General features: G+C 30.6%; 20 protein-coding genes. 5 read left to right on the forward strand and 15 right to left on the reverse strand.

The window, feature by feature from the left end:
* Positions 1–161: 161 nt before the first annotated feature.
* Together KPL54_RS23780 and KPL54_RS23785 are read left to right on the forward strand one after the other, a co-directional pair.
* Positions 162–905: a LytR/AlgR family response regulator transcription factor gene (locus tag KPL54_RS23780; protein WP_216108980.1), complete on the forward strand. Its 744-nt coding sequence runs from the start codon at positions 162–164 to the stop codon at positions 903–905.
* Positions 906–1,018: 113 nt separating this feature from the next.
* Positions 1,019–2,179 carry a sensor histidine kinase gene (locus tag KPL54_RS23785; RefSeq protein ID WP_216108981.1) on the forward strand — a complete coding sequence of 387 codons (1,161 nt, stop codon included), beginning with the start codon at positions 1,019–1,021 and terminating at the stop codon, positions 2,177–2,179.
* On the opposite strand, the gene KPL54_RS23790 is transcribed toward KPL54_RS23785, so the two are convergent.
* From KPL54_RS23790 to KPL54_RS23800, 3 genes are all read right to left on the reverse strand, one after another.
* Positions 2,165–2,302 (reverse strand): cyclic lactone autoinducer peptide, encoded by a 138-nt coding sequence (locus KPL54_RS23790; protein WP_216108982.1) that lies wholly within the window; start codon positions 2,300–2,302, stop codon positions 2,165–2,167. The two genes, KPL54_RS23785 and KPL54_RS23790, sit on opposite strands and share 15 nt — an antisense overlap.
* A 2-nt stretch (positions 2,303–2,304) precedes the next feature.
* Entirely contained in the window at positions 2,305–2,871 is a 567-nt protein-coding gene (locus KPL54_RS23795; RefSeq protein ID WP_216108983.1) for an accessory gene regulator B family protein, read from the reverse strand.
* Between the two features lie 165 nt (positions 2,872–3,036).
* The gene (locus KPL54_RS23800; RefSeq protein WP_216108984.1) at positions 3,037–3,207 is read right to left on the reverse strand and encodes a GNAT family N-acetyltransferase; all 171 of its coding nucleotides are present in this window, start codon (positions 3,205–3,207) and stop codon (positions 3,037–3,039) included.
* 300 nt (positions 3,208–3,507) lie between these two features.
* Here KPL54_RS23800 and KPL54_RS23805 point away from each other — a divergent pair, with 300 nt between their 5' ends.
* The 3 genes from KPL54_RS23805 (at position 3,508) to KPL54_RS23815 (ending at position 7,449) form a co-directional block, all read left to right on the forward strand.
* On the forward strand, positions 3,508–5,061 hold the full coding sequence (locus KPL54_RS23805; RefSeq protein WP_216108985.1) for a spore germination protein: 1,554 nt from the start codon (positions 3,508–3,510) through the stop codon (positions 5,059–5,061).
* 74 nt (positions 5,062–5,135) lie between these two features.
* Positions 5,136–6,305: a Ger(x)C family spore germination protein gene (locus KPL54_RS23810; protein ID WP_216108986.1), complete on the forward strand. Its 1,170-nt coding sequence runs from the start codon at positions 5,136–5,138 to the stop codon at positions 6,303–6,305.
* Between the two features lie 31 nt (positions 6,306–6,336).
* On the forward strand, positions 6,337–7,449 hold the full coding sequence (locus KPL54_RS23815; protein ID WP_216108987.1) for a GerAB/ArcD/ProY family transporter: 1,113 nt from the start codon (positions 6,337–6,339) through the stop codon (positions 7,447–7,449).
* A 110-nt stretch (positions 7,450–7,559) separates the two neighbouring features.
* Here the strand turns inward: KPL54_RS23815 and KPL54_RS23820 are convergent, their stop codons facing one another.
* The 12 genes from KPL54_RS23820 to KPL54_RS23870 form a co-directional block, all read right to left on the reverse strand.
* On the reverse strand, positions 7,560–8,126 hold the full coding sequence (locus tag KPL54_RS23820) for a recombinase family protein (RefSeq protein WP_216108988.1): 567 nt from the start codon (positions 8,124–8,126) through the stop codon (positions 7,560–7,562).
* Positions 8,127–8,387: 261 nt separating this feature from the next.
* Complete coding sequence (locus KPL54_RS23825) at positions 8,388–9,746, reverse strand: sn-glycerol-1-phosphate dehydrogenase (protein WP_216108989.1); 1,359 nt, start codon at positions 9,744–9,746, stop codon at positions 8,388–8,390.
* A gap of 260 nt (positions 9,747–10,006) precedes the next feature.
* Positions 10,007–10,138 carry a hypothetical protein gene (locus tag KPL54_RS26660; RefSeq protein WP_264174216.1) on the reverse strand — a complete coding sequence of 44 codons (132 nt, stop codon included), beginning with the start codon at positions 10,136–10,138 and terminating at the stop codon, positions 10,007–10,009.
* Between the two features lie 72 nt (positions 10,139–10,210).
* Entirely contained in the window at positions 10,211–10,810 is a 600-nt protein-coding gene (locus KPL54_RS23830; RefSeq protein WP_216108990.1) for a hypothetical protein, read from the reverse strand.
* A 341-nt stretch (positions 10,811–11,151) separates the two neighbouring features.
* Positions 11,152–11,802: an SMI1/KNR4 family protein gene (locus KPL54_RS23835; protein WP_216108991.1), complete on the reverse strand. Its 651-nt coding sequence runs from the start codon at positions 11,800–11,802 to the stop codon at positions 11,152–11,154.
* A gap of 237 nt (positions 11,803–12,039) precedes the next feature.
* Complete coding sequence (locus KPL54_RS23840; RefSeq protein ID WP_216108992.1) at positions 12,040–12,963, reverse strand: hypothetical protein; 924 nt, start codon at positions 12,961–12,963, stop codon at positions 12,040–12,042.
* A gap of 35 nt (positions 12,964–12,998) precedes the next feature.
* Positions 12,999–13,220: a hypothetical protein gene (locus tag KPL54_RS23845; RefSeq protein ID WP_216108993.1), complete on the reverse strand. Its 222-nt coding sequence runs from the start codon at positions 13,218–13,220 to the stop codon at positions 12,999–13,001.
* Between the two features lie 609 nt (positions 13,221–13,829).
* Entirely contained in the window at positions 13,830–14,252 is a 423-nt protein-coding gene (locus tag KPL54_RS23850; RefSeq protein ID WP_216108994.1) for an SMI1/KNR4 family protein, read from the reverse strand.
* A gap of 16 nt (positions 14,253–14,268) precedes the next feature.
* The gene (locus tag KPL54_RS26775) at positions 14,269–16,977 is read right to left on the reverse strand and encodes an HNH endonuclease (RefSeq protein ID WP_216108995.1); all 2,709 of its coding nucleotides are present in this window, start codon (positions 16,975–16,977) and stop codon (positions 14,269–14,271) included.
* Between the two features lie 58 nt (positions 16,978–17,035).
* Complete coding sequence (locus KPL54_RS23860) at positions 17,036–17,428, reverse strand: DUF4280 domain-containing protein (RefSeq protein WP_216108996.1); 393 nt, start codon at positions 17,426–17,428, stop codon at positions 17,036–17,038.
* Positions 17,429–17,446: 18 nt separating this feature from the next.
* The gene (locus KPL54_RS23865; protein WP_216108997.1) at positions 17,447–17,977 is read right to left on the reverse strand and encodes a hypothetical protein; all 531 of its coding nucleotides are present in this window, start codon (positions 17,975–17,977) and stop codon (positions 17,447–17,449) included.
* 16 nt (positions 17,978–17,993) lie between these two features.
* Positions 17,994–18,601: hypothetical protein (locus KPL54_RS23870; protein WP_253203753.1), on the reverse strand; the 608-nt coding region annotated here is incomplete at its 5' end.

Here is an 18,601-nt window from a genome sequence, read left to right on the forward strand (position 1 = left end):
GTATACGTGACCAAGTGAAATAATTTATAATGTTCTATTAGATTGAAAATTTTATATTAATATGTTATATTAGCAATAAAAAGGAAAGTAATATTTAGATGAAATTTACTAACATTCCTGTATCTAATCAGGTTTATAATACTTAAAAGGAGTATGTATAAATGAATATACTAATAGTTGAAGATGATAACATACAAAAGCAAAATTTCATAAAAATGATGCAAGGAATAAAAGAGAACTTAATAATATATGAGGCAGAAGATAAAGCTGATGCTTTAAAACTTTCAAATGAAAATTCAATAGATATTTTTTACATAGATATTTTCCTGAAAAATTCTTCGGGACTGGATTTAGCGATAGATCTTAGGAAAATAGATAAATATGAATTTAGCTGGATTATCTTTTTAACAACTCATGAAGAATATATAACTCAAGCATTTAAAGAAGTTCATTGCTACGATTATATTTTAAAGCCGTATGATAAAGATAAATTATTAGCTATAAGTAATCGCATAATATTACATTCATGTAGCAAAACAATAATTGAAAGAAAATATGCTATCTTTGATTTAAAAGAAGGTATTTTCATAAAAATATATGTAGATGAAATAATTTTTATTGAAGTTAACAGTAGGACATGCACTGTACATACTAAAAATGGTATCTATGAAATAAAAGGGATTTCATTAAAGCGTGCCCTAGAATTAATTAATAATAAGGCTATACTTCAATCTCATAAATCCTTTGCTGTTAATATCAATTTCATAACTAAAATCGTAAAATTAAATATAAAATCTTATGAGCTGTTTTTTGAAGATTATGAAAAAAAGGCTCTCTTAAGTTATAAATGTAAAAGTTTAATTATAGAAAAATTTATAACAAAAAATCCGACATATCATAATTAATTTATAGGGAGGTGAAAACAATAACTATAAACCAGAACTTTATATGTACTATGCTTGAACAAATTTGTATTTTCGTTTTATGGTCTAAGTTTAGTTTAAGGGGTAAAAACATTTTGATTAAAAATTTATTTATAATAATAGTTGGATCATTAGTAACATCGCTTACTACATTTGATGTATATTTTAATATGGTTATTAGTTATTTGACTATTATACTTTTAGTCCATTTATTTCATAAAAAAGGATTTATTAGAATCACTGTAGAATTTTTTGCACTTTTAGCTTTTTTACTGATAACACAGCTCATCTGTATATTTATATATAAGAGCTGTGCGGGCAAATATCAAGGTAATTTTTCAACTAACGTTATTATGCTATTGTTAATACTATTGTTTATACTTGCAACATGTTATTTTACTCCTATTTTAAAAAAGCATTTAAATTATGATGAAAATATGAAACTTTTATTTTGTTTTGTAATAAATCTATTAGGTTATGTAGTAATTCTAAAGGTTATATGGAATTACGATATGATTGTGGTCATTAATAATATACTAGAATTAACATTAACGATAATTTCTGTATTATCAGTTAATGTATTTTTGTACTTTTATCTAATAAAAGTTGAACTAGAAAAAAAGGAATCTAAAGTACAATATAAGTACAGTGAAATTCTAAATAATATAACTGAAGATATTCGTGCAAGGCAGCATGATTTTAAAAACCATTTAAATGTTATGTATGGATTAATTGAAAGCACAAAAGGGGTTGAATTAGAATATAAATTAAAAGAGTATATAGCTTCATTAAACAAGTCTATGAAGGTAATGGAAGACATTATATATATAAAAAGTCCAATATTTAGAGCTATAGTCTATAGTAAACTTAATGAAGCTAATAAAAAAAATATAAAGTTCTTATACAATATTAACAATTTACTTATTAGAAATTTAAAGGATTATGAACTATCAGAAATATTAAATAACATTATAGACAATGCATTTGATGCTTTAGATGGTCAAGTAGGTGAAAAATCAGTGTCTATTAAGACATATTTAGAAGATGAATCAAATATTATTGAAATAATGAATAGTGGAATAACTTTAAAACCAGAAAATATTAAAAAAATATTTGAGAGAGGATTCTCAACAAAAGATGGTAATAACAGAGGGTATGGTCTTTATAATGCGAAAAAGATAGTTGAACGCACCGGTGGCAAAATTCAACTATCTTTAGAAGATGGTTTTACTATTTTTAAATTATTTATTCAATAAGCTTTTTGGTGGTTCTATTTCTCCCATAAGCCCTAGACTAGCAGAAGTAGTAATAATGCCAGCCAAAGCTATTAAACATATACCTAGAATGTTTACTAAGTTGGTTTTCTTTAATGTTTTCATATTCACACCTCCTTTTTCGTATAGAATAGTTGTAATGACTGTAGTAAAATAGTTGCTATACCGCAGTTTAAATATGATGAATCATTGATATAAAAAAGTATAATATATGTCCAAAAGATTGAAAAAGAGATTGCTAGTATTTTTAAATACTGCTTTCTTTTTTTCTTTTTTATTGGACGTATTGGATTTGGATAAGGGGCTTGTACAATTATTACTACAAGATTTAATAAGCTTAAACCGTAATAAATATATTGATTTAATTTAGGTAATAGTGGAGCAATTATTGATGTTAAAATAAAAAACAATATTGTCCATAACAGGCAACTCAATAAAGTTTTGGCATGTAGTCCACCTGAAAAAAGTCTTATTGTTAATAAAATTATCATTGAAAATAGTAGATAGTTTAACTTACCAATTACGCTAAATAAAATAATTAAAATCATAATCTTAAAAAATTCATTTAAAATAGCTGTTATTGCGTATTGTATTTGCTCTAATTCTTCAAGCTTATTAAGCTTGCTATTGTTTTCTATATAACTTGTAAGTTTAACTGCAAATTTATTTATCATTTAATACTTACCTTTCATTTAATATTTACCTTTTATAGATTATTTATACTTATAAAATAGCATGAACTTATAATTAAGTAAAGAGTATTGCATAAAAGATACATTTTTGCACATAAAAAGAATAAATATGGCCATTAAATTTCACTTGGTTTACGAAAAGTATAATTATTCTTCTATAGGATTATTAGGACCTTTAAGCTCTAGTTGATAAAAAACAAGATTAAGCCACTTTCCAAATTTATAGCCATCCTTATTTATAGTACCAGAATACTTGAAACCTAACTTTTCATGCATTCTGATACTTTTATCATTTGAACTGTCAATTCCAGCTACCATGCTTGCAAATCCCCTTTCATCACAAATTCTTAAATTGTTACCTATGCATAACAGTATACAATAGTTTTACGTTACATATTTCATAAATCCCCCTTTTTTCATTACCAACTTGGTTTAGTCGGGACACTTACTTATATTCTATCTACATCAGATTAAATAATCACTTCACTATTAAGACTTCAATAACAATGGTTGTGATACTAAAAAATCATAAAATATTATAACTTTTATATTTAAAGAATTAATTATAGGTATAAATAACTTCATTAACCACAAAATAGTGAAATGGAGGATGATTTAATGTTAAACTCAATCAAAAATTTTTTTTCTTTAAGCGAAAATAGTAATAGAGATCAAGACATAAGTAATAAAAACATGCAAGAAGAATACTTAAACTTGAAAATTTCTAATAAATTAGAACAAAATAGAAAATATATAAATAATATTTTTGATAAATGTACTGACTTAATTATAAGAGAATTGAAGATTACAAGCAGTTCAAAATTCAGTGCTATTCTCGTGTATATTGATAATATGATAGAAACAACAATATTTGAAGAATCTATTATTGAAAGATTGATTAATAAAAAGGTTGAATCTTCTTATCCTCCAAATAGTAAGGAGTATTCACAGTACTTACTTGGGATAAGTGATACCAATATATGTCAAGATATAAGCATAGTTGTGAATTCAATATTAGATGGTAAAGTCGTTTTATTTGTAGATGGAATAAATGAAGCAATTATTATTGATATAAACAACCCTCCAGGTAGGGATGTAGAGGAACCTCAATCTGAAACTGTTTTGAGAGGACCTAGGGAAGGGTTTACAGAGTCTATAGGCTCTAACATAACGCTTTTAAGAAAGAAAATTAAAAGTGCGAATTTCAAAATAGAAGAATTTAGAATAGGAAGAGCGACTAAAACAAAAGTTACCATTGTCTACCTTTCAAACAAAGCTAATTCTAAGATAGTAAATGAGGTAAAAGAAAGGATAGGTAAAATTGATATAGACTCAGTATTGGAATCTAACTATATAAAAGAATACATAGGAGATGAGCCTACAAGTAATTTTCCTACTGTATATAGTACAGAAAAGCCAGATGTTATAGCAGGTAAGCTACTAGAAGGTCGTGTTGCCATTTTAACTGATGGAACTCCCATAGTGTTAACAGTACCCTCACTCTTTATAGAATTTTTTTTAAATAATGAGGATTATTATTTGAATTTTGTTGCAGCCACACTTAATAGATGGATACGATATATAGCATTTGTTATATCCATAATCTTACCAGGCTTTTACGTAGCTATAACGACATTTCATCCGGAGCTTATTCCATCTTCATTAATAGTATCTTTAATAAAAAGTCGTGCTGGTGTACCATATCCAGCTTTAATTGAGTGCTTATTAATGTTAAGTGTCTATGAGTTACTTAGGGAAGCTGGTATTAGGATGCCAAGGGCTCTCGGGCAGACAATAAGTGTTGTTGGTGCATTGGTATTAGGTCAGGCTGCAGTTGAAGCGGGTCTTGCTAGTACACCCATGGTTATAGTGATATCTCTTACAGCATTATCTTCATTTGCTTTACCATCAACAGATATGAGTTTGGCACTTACATACCCAAGAATAGTATTTCTTGTTTTCGGTGGAACAATGGGGCTTGTAGGCCTTACTTGCGGAATGATAATACTGTTTTTGAGATTAACATCATTAAGGTCATATGGTATTCCATATTTAAGCCCTATGGCTCCAATTCAAGGAAAAAAATTGACAGATATATTTATAAGAAGTCCCCTATTAACAAAGCTTAAGAAATCCTGGGTTATTAAAGGAAAGAAGACTACACGTAGATAACCTGATGTTCGAACATCTTCTATAAATATAGAACAAAAAGAATCTATAAGTAAAAAGAAAATGAGGAGTACCTTATGAAAAAATTTATTTGTATTTTCATATTAATTATGATTTCAACTTTTACAACTGGTTGTAAGGGAACAAAAGAGGAACTTGATAAACTGGCTGTAGCTGTGGCAATAGGATATGATATAACCTCTGATGGTAAATACATATTAACTGCTCAGATATTAAATCCACAAAAAGACCCAAGTGGGAGTATGATAGGAAAAAAAGCTGGTAGTCAGCAGGAAGCTACGGATGTAGTAGTTTTTAACACTATAGGTGACAGCGTTTCTGATTGTAAAGGTAAGCTAACCACAAAGCTTGGTAAGGAACTGAATTATGGTCATATAGATTTTGTAGTCGTAGGTAGGCAACTAGCAGAGTCAGGTATAGACACTGTCTTAGATGCCGCATTAAGAGGCTACAAAATGAGACCCGATACTCCATTGATTGTAACAAAAGGTAATGCTTTCGATATTATAAGGGCGACCTCAGTTCATGAGAAAATTCCTGCTAATGAAGTAAATAATATATTAAGGTTACAATCAAGTTTTGGTTTTACAAAGAACGTTTCAATCTTAGATTTTGCTAATTCCTTATCTAGTAAGACAGATTCGCCCGTAACAGGTGTTATTAATTTAAGTAAAAATAAAAATTCAGATGAAACATTTGAATTAGCTGGTACTGCAATCTTTAAAAAAGATAAGCTTATAGGATTTATGGACATGAACGAAACACGTGGTATGCAATGGTTAAATGGTAAGGTTGAACTTGGTTACATAACAACATTATCACTAGATGAAGGTAAAATAACTTTTGAGATTATTAAATCGAGTAGTAAAATAAAACCCTCAATAAAGACCGATTCGTTCACAATGCTTATTAACGTAAAAGAAGAAAGTAATATATCCGAGATGACAGGCAAGTTAGATCCAATGAAGAACTCTGCAATAATGGACAGATTAGAAATTAGACAGAATGAGGCTATTACTAATGAGATTAAGTTAGCTACATATGCAGCACAAAAAAAGTTTGGTGCAGATATATTTGGATTTGGACAAATGATATATAGAGATTATCCTGAAAAATGGGAGCACATAAAGGACCGATGGAAAGATATATTTCCTAATTTAAATATTGAAATAAAAGTAATTTCTAGTTTGAAGAGACCAGGATATACATCTAAACCTATGGATTGATTGAAAATCCTTTGAAAAAGGAGGAACCTAAGTGAAAACAAAAATATCAGCTTATCAATTATTTAGTGGCATTGTAATGTTGCCTTATGGCACTGCGGCTCTTTTTTTTATAACCCCTGAAGCAAAGCAGGACGCATGGATTTCAATGCTTATTTATGTACTTCCAGGCATTTTGCTGCAACTTATTTATACTGAATTATGGAAAAAGTATCCTAAGGATACCATAGTTACATACATGCCCAAAATATTCGGGAAAATAATAGGATATACATTGAGCGTAATATATATTATTTACTTTGCTTATATAGCTGCAAGAATTACAAGAGATACTATCGAAATTATACTAATTGCTGTAATGCCTAGAATGTCCATGTACATTATTGGAATAGTATTTATGTCTACAGTTATATATGGGACATACACTGGAATTGAAAATTTATCACGAGTGTGTTTTGTTTTTCTGATTTTGTTTGTGGTTATATTTGTGATAAAATGGGTATTATTATTTTCCATGCCAGATGCAATAAAATTATATAATTTAAAACCTGTTCTTGAAAAAGGTATATTTTCTGTTATAAAAGAAGGTTGGCCCCTCATTACTTTTCCATATGCTGAGAGTATAGTATTAACTATGCTATATCCATCAGTCACTGAATCATCTAGAGTAAGAAAATCAGCAGTGTTAGGTACTGTACTTTTAGGAGTACTCCTTACGTGTAACACTATAATGTTTATATCAGTACTAGGGTTAAATTTTGCATCAACTTCACTCTTTCCACTTCTTCAGACCTATCGCATCATGAAAATAGGAGAGGTCTTTAGTAGATTTGGTGTATTTTTTATTCTATTTATGATAATAGGTAGTTTTATTAAGGTGAGTTTTTTTGTCTATGGATCTATGTTAGGTATCTCTCAACTAACAAAATTAAATGACACTAAATATTTAGCTCTGCCTTTGGGTATCGTGGTTTTTATTACTTCGCTGTTGATATCTTCAAATTATCCTCAGCATATACAGTCAGGTAAATTCTTAATTACATATACTCATTTACCATTAGCCATAATAATTCCAATCATTGCATTAATTTTGTGTTATTTAAAAGTTTTGTTTTCAAAAAAACGTAATGTATATAAGAAAATATAATGAGGTACGGCCATGATTAATACAAAGAATAGAAATTGAATCCTTCAATTAAAATTTTCTGTGTTTTTATAATTGCAACCATATAATCGTAGGACTACTTTGTACCACTATTAGCCTGCTTTTGTCTTTTTATATTCATCAACCAGTTTATAAAAAGTATTTCTTTTAAGTTTCAATAACTCCATTGCGCTGGTTCCTGTTAATTCTCTATCCTTATATTTATTATAAATCTCTTCCCAATTCAATGGATAAGTTATTTTTTTACGTCCTTTATATTTCCCATTTGCTTTTGCAACGGCAATGCCTTTTTTTTGATGTTCTAATAAAGTAACCTTTTGAAACTCGGTAATTGATTTAATCATAGTAAACATAAGTTTACCTGCTACAGTACTTGTATCTAAATTTTCATTAACACATCTTAAATTAATTCCTTTACTTTCTAACTGTTTACCTATATCAATTAGTTCATTAGTTGATCTGGCGAGCCTACTAAAATTCCATACGTAAATTGTATCTCCGGGCCTTATAAAGTCAATCATTGCAGTTAACTGCGGGCGTATTTCGACTGTAGTTAATTTTTCATTGAACCATTTTTCTATGTTGTAAGTTTTAAGTTCTGAAAATTGTCTGTCGTCACTTTGCTGATCTGAACTTACCCTGGTATAAGCAATATTCATATAAACAACCCCTTTTATTATATTAACTCTATATTCGCCTTATATTTTACTATATATTAACATATTTTCCGTTTAAAGTATACCACAAAGGACAATTGTTTGGTAATTTACATATAATTACAGACAAACAGTTTTAACCAATTTATCCCATGTTGCTTTGTAACATACCTCAAACAAACATATAAACAAAGAAAAAGGTAATCATGTCGAATACATTTCAACACGATTACCTTAAATAGAGCTAAGTAGAGCGATATATATTTATTTATAATAAATATCTGTTATATAATCGGCCGCATCATCAAGCTTTCCTATATCTTCAAGAAGTTGAAGAATGCCATATCTATTACGCATATCTTTTGCGGCAATAAAACTTTTCCTGAATATTTCTTTATCAAAGCCCAAATCTTTAGGATTCCACACTGCACCTGCTTTTTTTAAAGTTTTAATTATTTCCTCAGGTTCTGGTACGAATACATCACAAATATTTTTTATAAGACTCCACTTAGATACTATCTTTTGCATACAAAATTCTCTATCCTTCTCATTAAAATTAATACTATCTTGCTTAAATTCAATAATGTTTGCCCCACTTATAGTAAATACATCTGTTATATTTTGCATCCACTTGTTTTTATCTAGATGTAAATAATCACCATTTTTAAGTATTTCATTAAGATCTATATCCTTTGTATATTTATATGCATAGGCTACAATTCCGACACCAACCCCTACAGTATTACCGTGAAGCCAGTTTGTATTATTCCCACTATTCATAAACATCATCTCAAAACAATGTGACATATAGTGTTCTCCACCCGATGCTGGTCTTGAAGCTCCAACCATACCAATAGCAATCCCTGATAAAATTAATGCTTCAGTTATATTTTCTACAGTTTTAGAATCTCTACTTGTAACTCCACCGGAAGCCTGCTCGCACTTTTTCAAAGTACTAAGGACTAGTTTTTCAACCTCAGGACAGAAATATTCACCATTTAAAATGTTTGCGACATGCCAATCAGCTAAGGCTGTATATTTACCTAAGATATCTCCAAGGCCTGCCTGAAGCATCTGCATAGGAGCTCTCTTCATAATATCAATATCACAAACAATTGAGAGTGGATAGGCTGCATCATAGGTAACTTTTACACCATCACGAATAAGTGGGGAAACCACTGAGGCATAACCATCCATTGATGGTGCTGTCCCTACAATTACATATGGAATACCAATCTTATAACTAAGGAACCTTGAAATGTCATTAATAGTGCCAGATCCTACTGCAATTATAATTGACGTATCTTTTGGAATTTCTAGTATCAATTTACCAAAAGATAATTCATCAGGATGTAAATGTTCTTCTTTAAATATATATTTACTTATTTTAAACTTGTTTTTTAATAATTCTTCTACTTTTTCACCTGCAACATCATAAGTATGGGAATCTTCAATAATAAAGACTTTCTTGCCTTCATAACGTTTGATTACAATTGGTAACTGACTTATAACACCACTTCCAACCTTTATAGTTTCTATCCCTACACTATGATTTCTGCCACATGAGCACATGTAATTAAGACTAGTCATTTCTTCTATACTTAGAGTTTCTAAATCTATCATAAATTTTTTCTCCTTAAATTTTTTTATTTATAGAAATAATCTTTTCTCTCACTAGTATACTACCAAAATCTTTTCCGTAAAAACCATTTTGTTTTTTTATAGGATAAGATTATATTGAGATGATGGATTATTTGTCTAATACCTTTTGTTTCAGGCGCAGTTTTTGGTATGTCGCACTAAAATTAGATTTTATAAAATTAAGAAGAGCTATAGTTAGCTCTTCTTAATTTTTATTCCCATTCATTTGTTTTCCTTGACCATTATATTTCCATATTATTAAATGCTATTTTTGCCGCTTTCATATTATCCGATATATTTGATGATATCTTATTAAATGCATTTTTAACAAACGGTGATGTTTTCTGAAATAATTTTCCTGCACCATGGAACACTCCTGCTGTTGCTGCTCCAATTCCTGCATCCAGTAATAAAGTTTTAAAGTTTATACCTTTGCCTTCTAATATTTATCTTATTAAACTTTCAACGCCATTTGTTAATCCACCTATTATCATTTTAGCACCTAATGCTTCTCCCATACCAAACGGACCAAATATAGCTCCTGAGAGTGCTCCTACAAGTGCTTCTCTACCCCCAGCCTTCATATAAGCAGTTATATCACTTACTTCTCCACTTTGAACATCTGATATTGCTTGACTTGCAACTGCTGCTGTTCCTGCAACTGCCGCACCTATTGCAATTGCGGCTACCACTGCTGTTGCTGCTCCCAAAGTTACCGCTATTGCAACTGCGGCAATTGCTACAACTGCCACCACTGCCAAACCAGCAAGAACATTTCCAGCTAATTTACCCCAGTTAAACCCTTTCTTTTTTTCTGCAGGTGGCTTTGCTACAACTGCCTTTTTAACCGGCTTAGGTTCTGGCTTTTTACCTACCGTAGGTTCATCATCAAATGCAGCAAAAGCTTCCCTATCACTTCCATTTTTTATTACATTATTGGATAAGAAGTGCAAATCAGTTTCCATTGAAAATCCACTTTTAGTTCCTGTCTTTGCTACAAGTATTTGACTTTGAGCCTTAAGTTTAACGCTTTGTGGTGTTTTCATTGTTATTCCACCAGCTGCATTTAAGCTTAGTTTTTTATGGCTTTTAATCGTTACTCCAACCGCATCATCAAAACTTATACTAAGTGGCAGTTTTAGTAGTCACAAACTTCCAGTTTATGTTATGACTTCGCGGGACGTTACAATATATGATTTCCGCCTTACACTCTTTATTGTCCACTCCCCAAACTGCTACCGCTTTTGCTTTCGCCTTGTAGACAAAATCCCATCACAAGTAAATTATGATGGGATTATAAATTTTTATAATTTACAATTATTAACTTGAGATCTGACCACATAGAAGAAACTGGGAACAGTTTCTTCTTGCTAAAATATCCTGCCTTCTAAAGAAACATTTTTTCAATATTCCCGTATTCATCATTTGCTAACTTATACATAAATTCGCTAAATGATTTAGCTACTTCTGGAACACATTTTTTTATATTTTCATATGATAACTCTATTGGTTCATCATCACCATACTTTTCTATAAAATCATTTGGTGCATTTATGATTTCTACACAATCCAAATCCTCATTGTACGAACAAAAATTATTATCTACTATTAGCACTCGTGTTTCTCCATTCTTTAATTCGTTTAAATCTAAACATATTACATTACCCCCAATAGTAGTTGCAATAGTAATAATCCCATATTTTATCAAATACCCACTTGGTTCACCACTACAATTTTCATCTCTTATAGATTTTAAACTTAATAACCTTACACCCGAATTAAAAATTGGCATGTTCTGAGGTTCATTTTCTATATAAAAATTTAGTACATCTTTAGGAATAATTATTGATTTTAAATTTTCTAAATTATTCTCATTATAAAATTCAGAATTAAATCCATAAGTTACATACAAATTTGTTAGATATTCCAATTCACTATCAATGGCCCTTCTAAAAAATTTATTAATATCTTCTTTTTCTAATCCATGTTTTAAAAAAGTACCTTTAATTTTTGCAATAATATCTTGATAATCTTCCACGTTTAATGTCCTCCTTAAAACTTAATCATAATCTTTAAGTATTTATTATTCAAAAAAAACGGCATTAATATAATGTCTATATATATATAACAATAATCCTCTAAGGTATTTTTTAATTATATGGTATTTTTAGATTCTTTACATATGCACTATATATTGCTTCTGCCCAATCTTTTTGCCCCATTCCTTCATATACATTTCTATGAGCTTGCCATATCTGTTCAGGTGTTGCATTTTTTATCGCAGCTCTTTGGGTATTAGTACCAGTAATTTTTTAATCTCCCTTTCAATAGCATTATTAATATTTTTTCCTTCGCCTATAATTTTTGAACCATTTACTCCTCTATGCCATTTAGGTGTTAGATGCACGGAAATAATATCTCTTTGATTAATTCCAAATTTATTAGAAAACTGTTTTTCAAGTAAATGATGTGATTCAAACCCTATGCTCTTGCCTGTCAGCTCAGCTTCTCGAGTCATCTTGAATAATTCATCATAAGAATAATAAGTTGAAGGACTGCTTCTAATATTCTTAGAATTACTTACAACACCACTCTTAACCTTCTTAAACTCCTTTGTAAACCTGCCTAAGGCCTCATCAACATTACCCAAATTACTACCAAGCACTACTGATTTTGGTCCCTTCTCCATGTTACTTAATGCTATTTTAGCTATCCTAGTATTCTCTGATATATTAGATGCTATCTTATTAAATGCCTTTTTAACAAATGGTGATGCTTTCTCAAATAATTTTCCTGCACCATGGAATGCTCCTGCTGTTAAAGCCCCAATTCCTGCATCCAACATTAGAGTTTTGAAGTTTATACCTTTGCCTTCCAATGTTTGTCTTATTAGACTTTCAACGCCGTTTGTTAATCCACCGAACGCCATCATGCCTTTGTAACTTTTAAATGCACCATACGGACCAAAGATAGCTCCTGAGAGTGCTTCTACAAATGATTCTCGAGCTCCAACCGACATGTACGAAGACATATCACTAACTGCTCCACTAGCACAATCCGATATTGCTTTACCTGCGACACCTATACCACCCATTATCATTCCGCCAGCAAAAGCCATTCCGGCTGCTGCTCCTGCCGTTGTGCCCACTGCTGCTAATGCTCCCGCTACGGCTGGTATTGCTGTTCCTCCAGTAAACACTACTACTGCTACAACTGCTGCAAGAACATTTCCAGTTAAACCCTTTCTTTTTTTCTGCAGGTGGTTTTGCTAGATGCTCCACCAATAAGTGAATTTATACCTTTAGTTTGCCATACTCCGTTTTTCCTACATAAACGGTATTTGTATATAACTTCACCACTTAAAGATCTTGCTATATAATGATTTACATAAAAATCCTTATTTTTAAAGCTAATGTTAGCCCCTACTTTATAAGTTTCACTTACCACCCTTTCCATATATTTTCATACTATAATTTAGTTCTTGATATATTCAATTGAAATCATATGTATTTATTTACTTCAACCTTTTTTAGTATTTTTAGACATATGAAAATGAGCCAATGTTTCTTCCATTAGAAACATTAACTCTTATCATTGTTATAATATAAATTTACTTCTTCTTTTAAAAACACTTTCTATTAAGCCCATTAAGTTCGTATCTTAATTAGTATATATCTAATTCTTTTTACTTATTTATTACAACTAAATTAATATTACCTAATTCTTTTATTACTACGGACTTTTAGTGCATTTATTCATCTGACTTCATTTTTTATATTATGCAGTAACATATAAACTCTAAGGTTAATGGAAACTGTTTATTTTTAAAAAATTTTCATACTAAATTTTAAACCTTAAAATTTTATAGCTAATTTTATCATTATTAAGCAGTTAGATTTTTCATTTAATCAAGTATTTTTATCTAGCATAAACCTTGCTGGCTTTGGATTATAATATTCTCTGCCGTTTGTTATAGCTATATTACTACCATTATATATAAGCAGTGTTAATGAACCGCCATATCCGACACTGTTTCTTAAACTCTCAAATTCACATAAATATTAATTATTTTCTAATAATAAGGTTTTCTAATAATTCATCAAAATTAGAACTAATACAAATAGGCTTCTCGATATCATCCGCATTATACAATACAATATTTCCACTTTTTACACTAAGATAATATATATTACCTCCCCTATCACTTGCAATTGGTATCATTCCTTCCTCAACAATACCATCCTCTCTATCCCACTTAAGTATTTTTTCGACAGGCAATCTACCATATTTTATTGGTACTAGTTCAGCAATTTCATAGCTATTATCATTTTTATTTACATCACAAAGCCAGATTTCCGCACCATTATATTCCAGGAAAAAATTGCTAAGTTTTTCTGGGAATATAATGTCAAACTCCTTTTCTACCATTCTTATATCATTGATTGTAATGCTATATTTATCAATGATTTTTTTTATAAAATTATGCATAATTATCTTCCTTTCATTATTTATTATAACTTTGGCCATTCACAGCATCATATTGAGCACAACTTCCTGCATGCGGAACTGTTGCTCTGTGAGCATCCTTATATACTAATTCTAGGGTGATTTCTCCTGTTTCAACATTATAATCATCTAGATGATGCCATACAGCATTACTTGGTGTAGATTCCAATCCCGCCATCTCATTAGCTAAATTAAAATCAGCTGGACGCTTACCTTGAGCAGCAATAGTAACCCGATTTAACTGTCTTTCACCAACAGGGTACATGTATTGAGTTCCTTCAAATGTTGCACCTCCATTAGCAGTAGTTCCTATACCCTCATATCCTTTACTTCTTCCACGTTCAACAGGATTATACTTAGCATTGTAATCTTTTGCGGCTTTATTAGCAATTGCTTTTTTTTCAGCCATTAAAGCATCTGCATTCGCTTTACTTACCCCCTTATCACCTTTACCATTCTTACTCTCTTCAACAGCTTTATTATATTCCTTCTGCTGTTTATTTAGTTCAACTTTCTTTCCGCCCCCACCTGATTTTATTGGATCATTTTTAATATAAACAGTTTGCCCATCTGGTGTAACCGCTCTTGCTGGTACTAAATCATCTATATATTTACCAAACTTATTAACATTTTTTTCAATGTTATCCATGACTTTACTTGCACCTTTTTTAATCCACGGTACTGCAGTCTCTAGAGCTTTAGCTCCTCCCGTAAATAGTCCAGTAAATAAAACTCCATTTTTAAATTGATTTAACTGTTCTCCTAAATTAGGCATACGAAAATTAGCAAGTTCATTAAGTGCATAATATGTAGAGTTTTCTGCTCCACCTATGAACAATGTTTTAACAAAATTTAGAGCTAACTGGCCTGTAGTTTCTGCTGCAAATAAAGATGTTCCTGCCATAGCCGGTCCAAACATTGCACCACATAGTGCACCTACAAGAGCTCCTTTTGCCGCACTTATTAAATAATCAAGTGGGCTACTCATTTTATTGTTTTTAATATCCGAGGCTATTGTTCCGCCAACATTACATGCTGCTCCAAGAGCGGCTCCTATTAGCGCAGCTCCAATTACAGCTCCTGCACCGAATGTAGCCACCGATACAACTACTAGAGCGACTACCGCTACCACTGCCACTACCGCAACTGCTGCTTTAAATAGCTTACCCCAACTAAAACCCTTCTTTTCTTTCTCAGGTGGTTTTGCTACAACTGCCTTTTTAATCGGCTTAGGTTCTGGTTTTTTACCTACCGTAGGTTCATCATCAAATGCAGCAAAAGCTTCTCTATCACTCCCATTTTTTATTACATTATTAGATAAGAAGTGCAGATCAGTTTCCATTGAAAATCCACTTTTAGTTCCTGTCTTTGCTACAAGTATTTGACTTTGAGCCTTAAGTTTAACGCTTTGTGGTGTTTTCATTGTTATTCCACCAGCTGCATTTAAACTTAGTTTTTTATGGCTTTTAATTGTTACTCCAACTGCATCGTCAAAACTTATACTAAGTGGCTCTTTGCTTCCACCTTTTATGTTCAAAGCACCAGGTACCATTTCTATTTCACTGCCGTGTTCTGTGCCAAAATACCTTTTAGTTGTATCTGCTGTTTTAGCACAACCGCTTCCATTTTTTCTTACGCATCCAGTGACAATTGGCTCTTCGCTAGTTTCACTGGGGAAATATAAACTTGCGCTTGTTCCAACTATAGGCATTGAATACATTACATTTCCAGTTGGTGGTGCATATGGAAACCAGGAAGCTTTGTCTTTATTTTGGCTTTTGTCTATATTTAAATGAAGTTTTATCTTTTCACCCTTAACTTCAAGAACTTTCCCCTCAATAGATGCTCCACCGATAAGTGAATTTATAACTTTAGTTTGCCATACTCCGTTTTTTCTACATAACCGGTATTTGTATATAACTTCATCACTTAAAGCACGAGCTTTATATTGATTTACATAAAAGTCCTTGTTTTTGAAGCTAATGTTAGCCCCTACTTCATACTTTTCTCTTGTTTCTATTTCATAATAGAAATAGTCAGTATCATGCCCAGCTTCGCTTCCACCTGATTCATGATATTGTTTTAAATCCTTGCAAGCTTTATAATCACTAGTGTCTTCTAATTTATAACTTGCTTTACTTTGCCTCCCAAAATAAAACATATTAAGTGTTTCTATTATATCACAAGATAGTTCTGATTTTAACTCACTTGATATTCTCTTTAAAAAACTCCAGTCTGTTTCTTTATATTGGAATAAAGGTTTTCCTATTTTCTTCCCTTCTCCTATACATTGAACATAGCTATAGCCTGGATAATCCTTTATAATTATCCCAATAAGTTCATCATACGTCATATTCACATCTTGAAATGATCTGCTTTTTTCTTTTACATCCAATTCAAAACTTGATGTAAGTGCTTGTATTTCTAAGTAATAATTTCCGTTTATATTGCTTGTCCTAATATTTTGCACTATTCCATTAAATATTATCTTGCTTTCATTATTAGAATTTTCATCTTGTAATTCTTCATAAACACATATTTTATCATCAGTGGAAGCATTTATAGTAGACTGAAAATTTATTGAGTCATCTATCAAACATTTTAAATATAAATATCCATGTTCATTAGGTTTGTTTTCAATTTTTATATTCTCTATATTTAGCAATTGATAAGGTGATTTAACCCTTAGTGTATGAACTGCCCCCATTTACTTTCCCCTTTCATTACTACTTCTTTACTATCTTCTCTGCTTTTTTCTATTTTAACTATTCTTGCTCTTGGCCGGTTGTCACGAATTTTATTTTTCCTTGATGTAAAGAACATATAAGCACAGATTCTGCTGTAAGTGCTGGTTTCCCATCAACCAATGTATCCTCTTTTACCTTCATCCAATCTCCTGATATTTTCACGAGACACTTTTTACCCGGAGGTAATTGAACTCCATCTTCCCCTATTAAATAAATGTCTTCGCCTTCCTTGCATTCTCTGCAAATTCCAAAGTAACTAATGTTTTTATTTACCACATTATCACTTTTATCCATCATAGGTTTTTCTGTTGCATATGCTCCATGACTTTCAGGTAGATTTATTTTTCTTGCGTGCGTACCTTTGTCACATCTCATTTTTGCGCCTCTTACTATATAATAATTATCGCTCATATACATACACCCCCTCTTTTAACTCTCTTCCACCTGTAATCTCTCAAGTTTTATCCCTTTAAAATCGCGTCTTAAAAGACTTTCTGCAACATCAAGTCTTACTACTATTAATGGTTTTGTACTTTCTTTTATTCTAAATATTTTCTTACCTTGAATCTTCTCTTTACTTATGATTATGTTTTTAATTATTCTTTTATCTAAACCTAGTTCTGTTTTGTCACTTAAGGCTTCTATTTCTTCAAATATAGGTAAAGAATAATTTTCTTGTCTATCATGTAATCCATCAATAAGCGGTAAGCTAATAAACAAAATATCACTATTATACTTTTCAATGATTTTTTTAAGCTCATTTGATATCAAAAATAATTGACTATCTAACACATCTAAAAATTCACAATTATCATCGGCATTTACATTAAATATTATCATGTCTTCAATTTTATGGGCATTTAGAAGATTAAGATTTTTCATGTTAATTTTCTTAAATACATCTATAAGTCTTGGCGTATTTGTATATCTTTCATCTTGTTTTAATAAAAAATAATCCATGCTTTCTCCTTTTTAATTATTTTTCTTCAGGATATATCATCTCTGTCTCATCCATATATTCTCCAACAAACATCCTGATATCTTCTGCTTTCTTCATCTTTTCATAAGAGGGTGTTTTTATAAATTTTCCTATTATACCTTTTAAAAATTCTACTGCTAAAACATGATATTTATCAGTTTCCTCCAGCATCATACTTTCAATATCCATATCAGTTATACTTCTTCCACACTCTTTTTTCTTTTCTTTAAGTTCTTCCATATACTTAAAAGTTGAAGTGAAAATAAAATTCAGATCTATATTAATAAAACATTCCTGCTTATCTAAAAACCAATTTTCATCATATAAATCAATCCTATATTCTCCTTTATTTTCAAGAAGACTAGTTCTAAGAAGAGAAAAATATATATACCTTATTTCTCCTTTTAATTGTTTCTCTTGAAGATCTACAGCCTGCTTACATACTTCATTAAATGCTGAAACTAAATTTGCATCTATAACATCATTATCACTTTTATATATTTCATCAATTTTAAGGAAATCATTAATCCATCTATTAGCTACATACTTTTCATAAAATTCTGCTAAGAGTTCCTCTTTATTTTCTTGTATTATCACGCTTGCTT

The organism is Clostridium estertheticum (genome assembly GCF_018861295.1).
Lineage (GTDB): Bacteria > Bacillota > Clostridia > Clostridiales > Clostridiaceae > Clostridium_AD > Clostridium_AD estertheticum_D.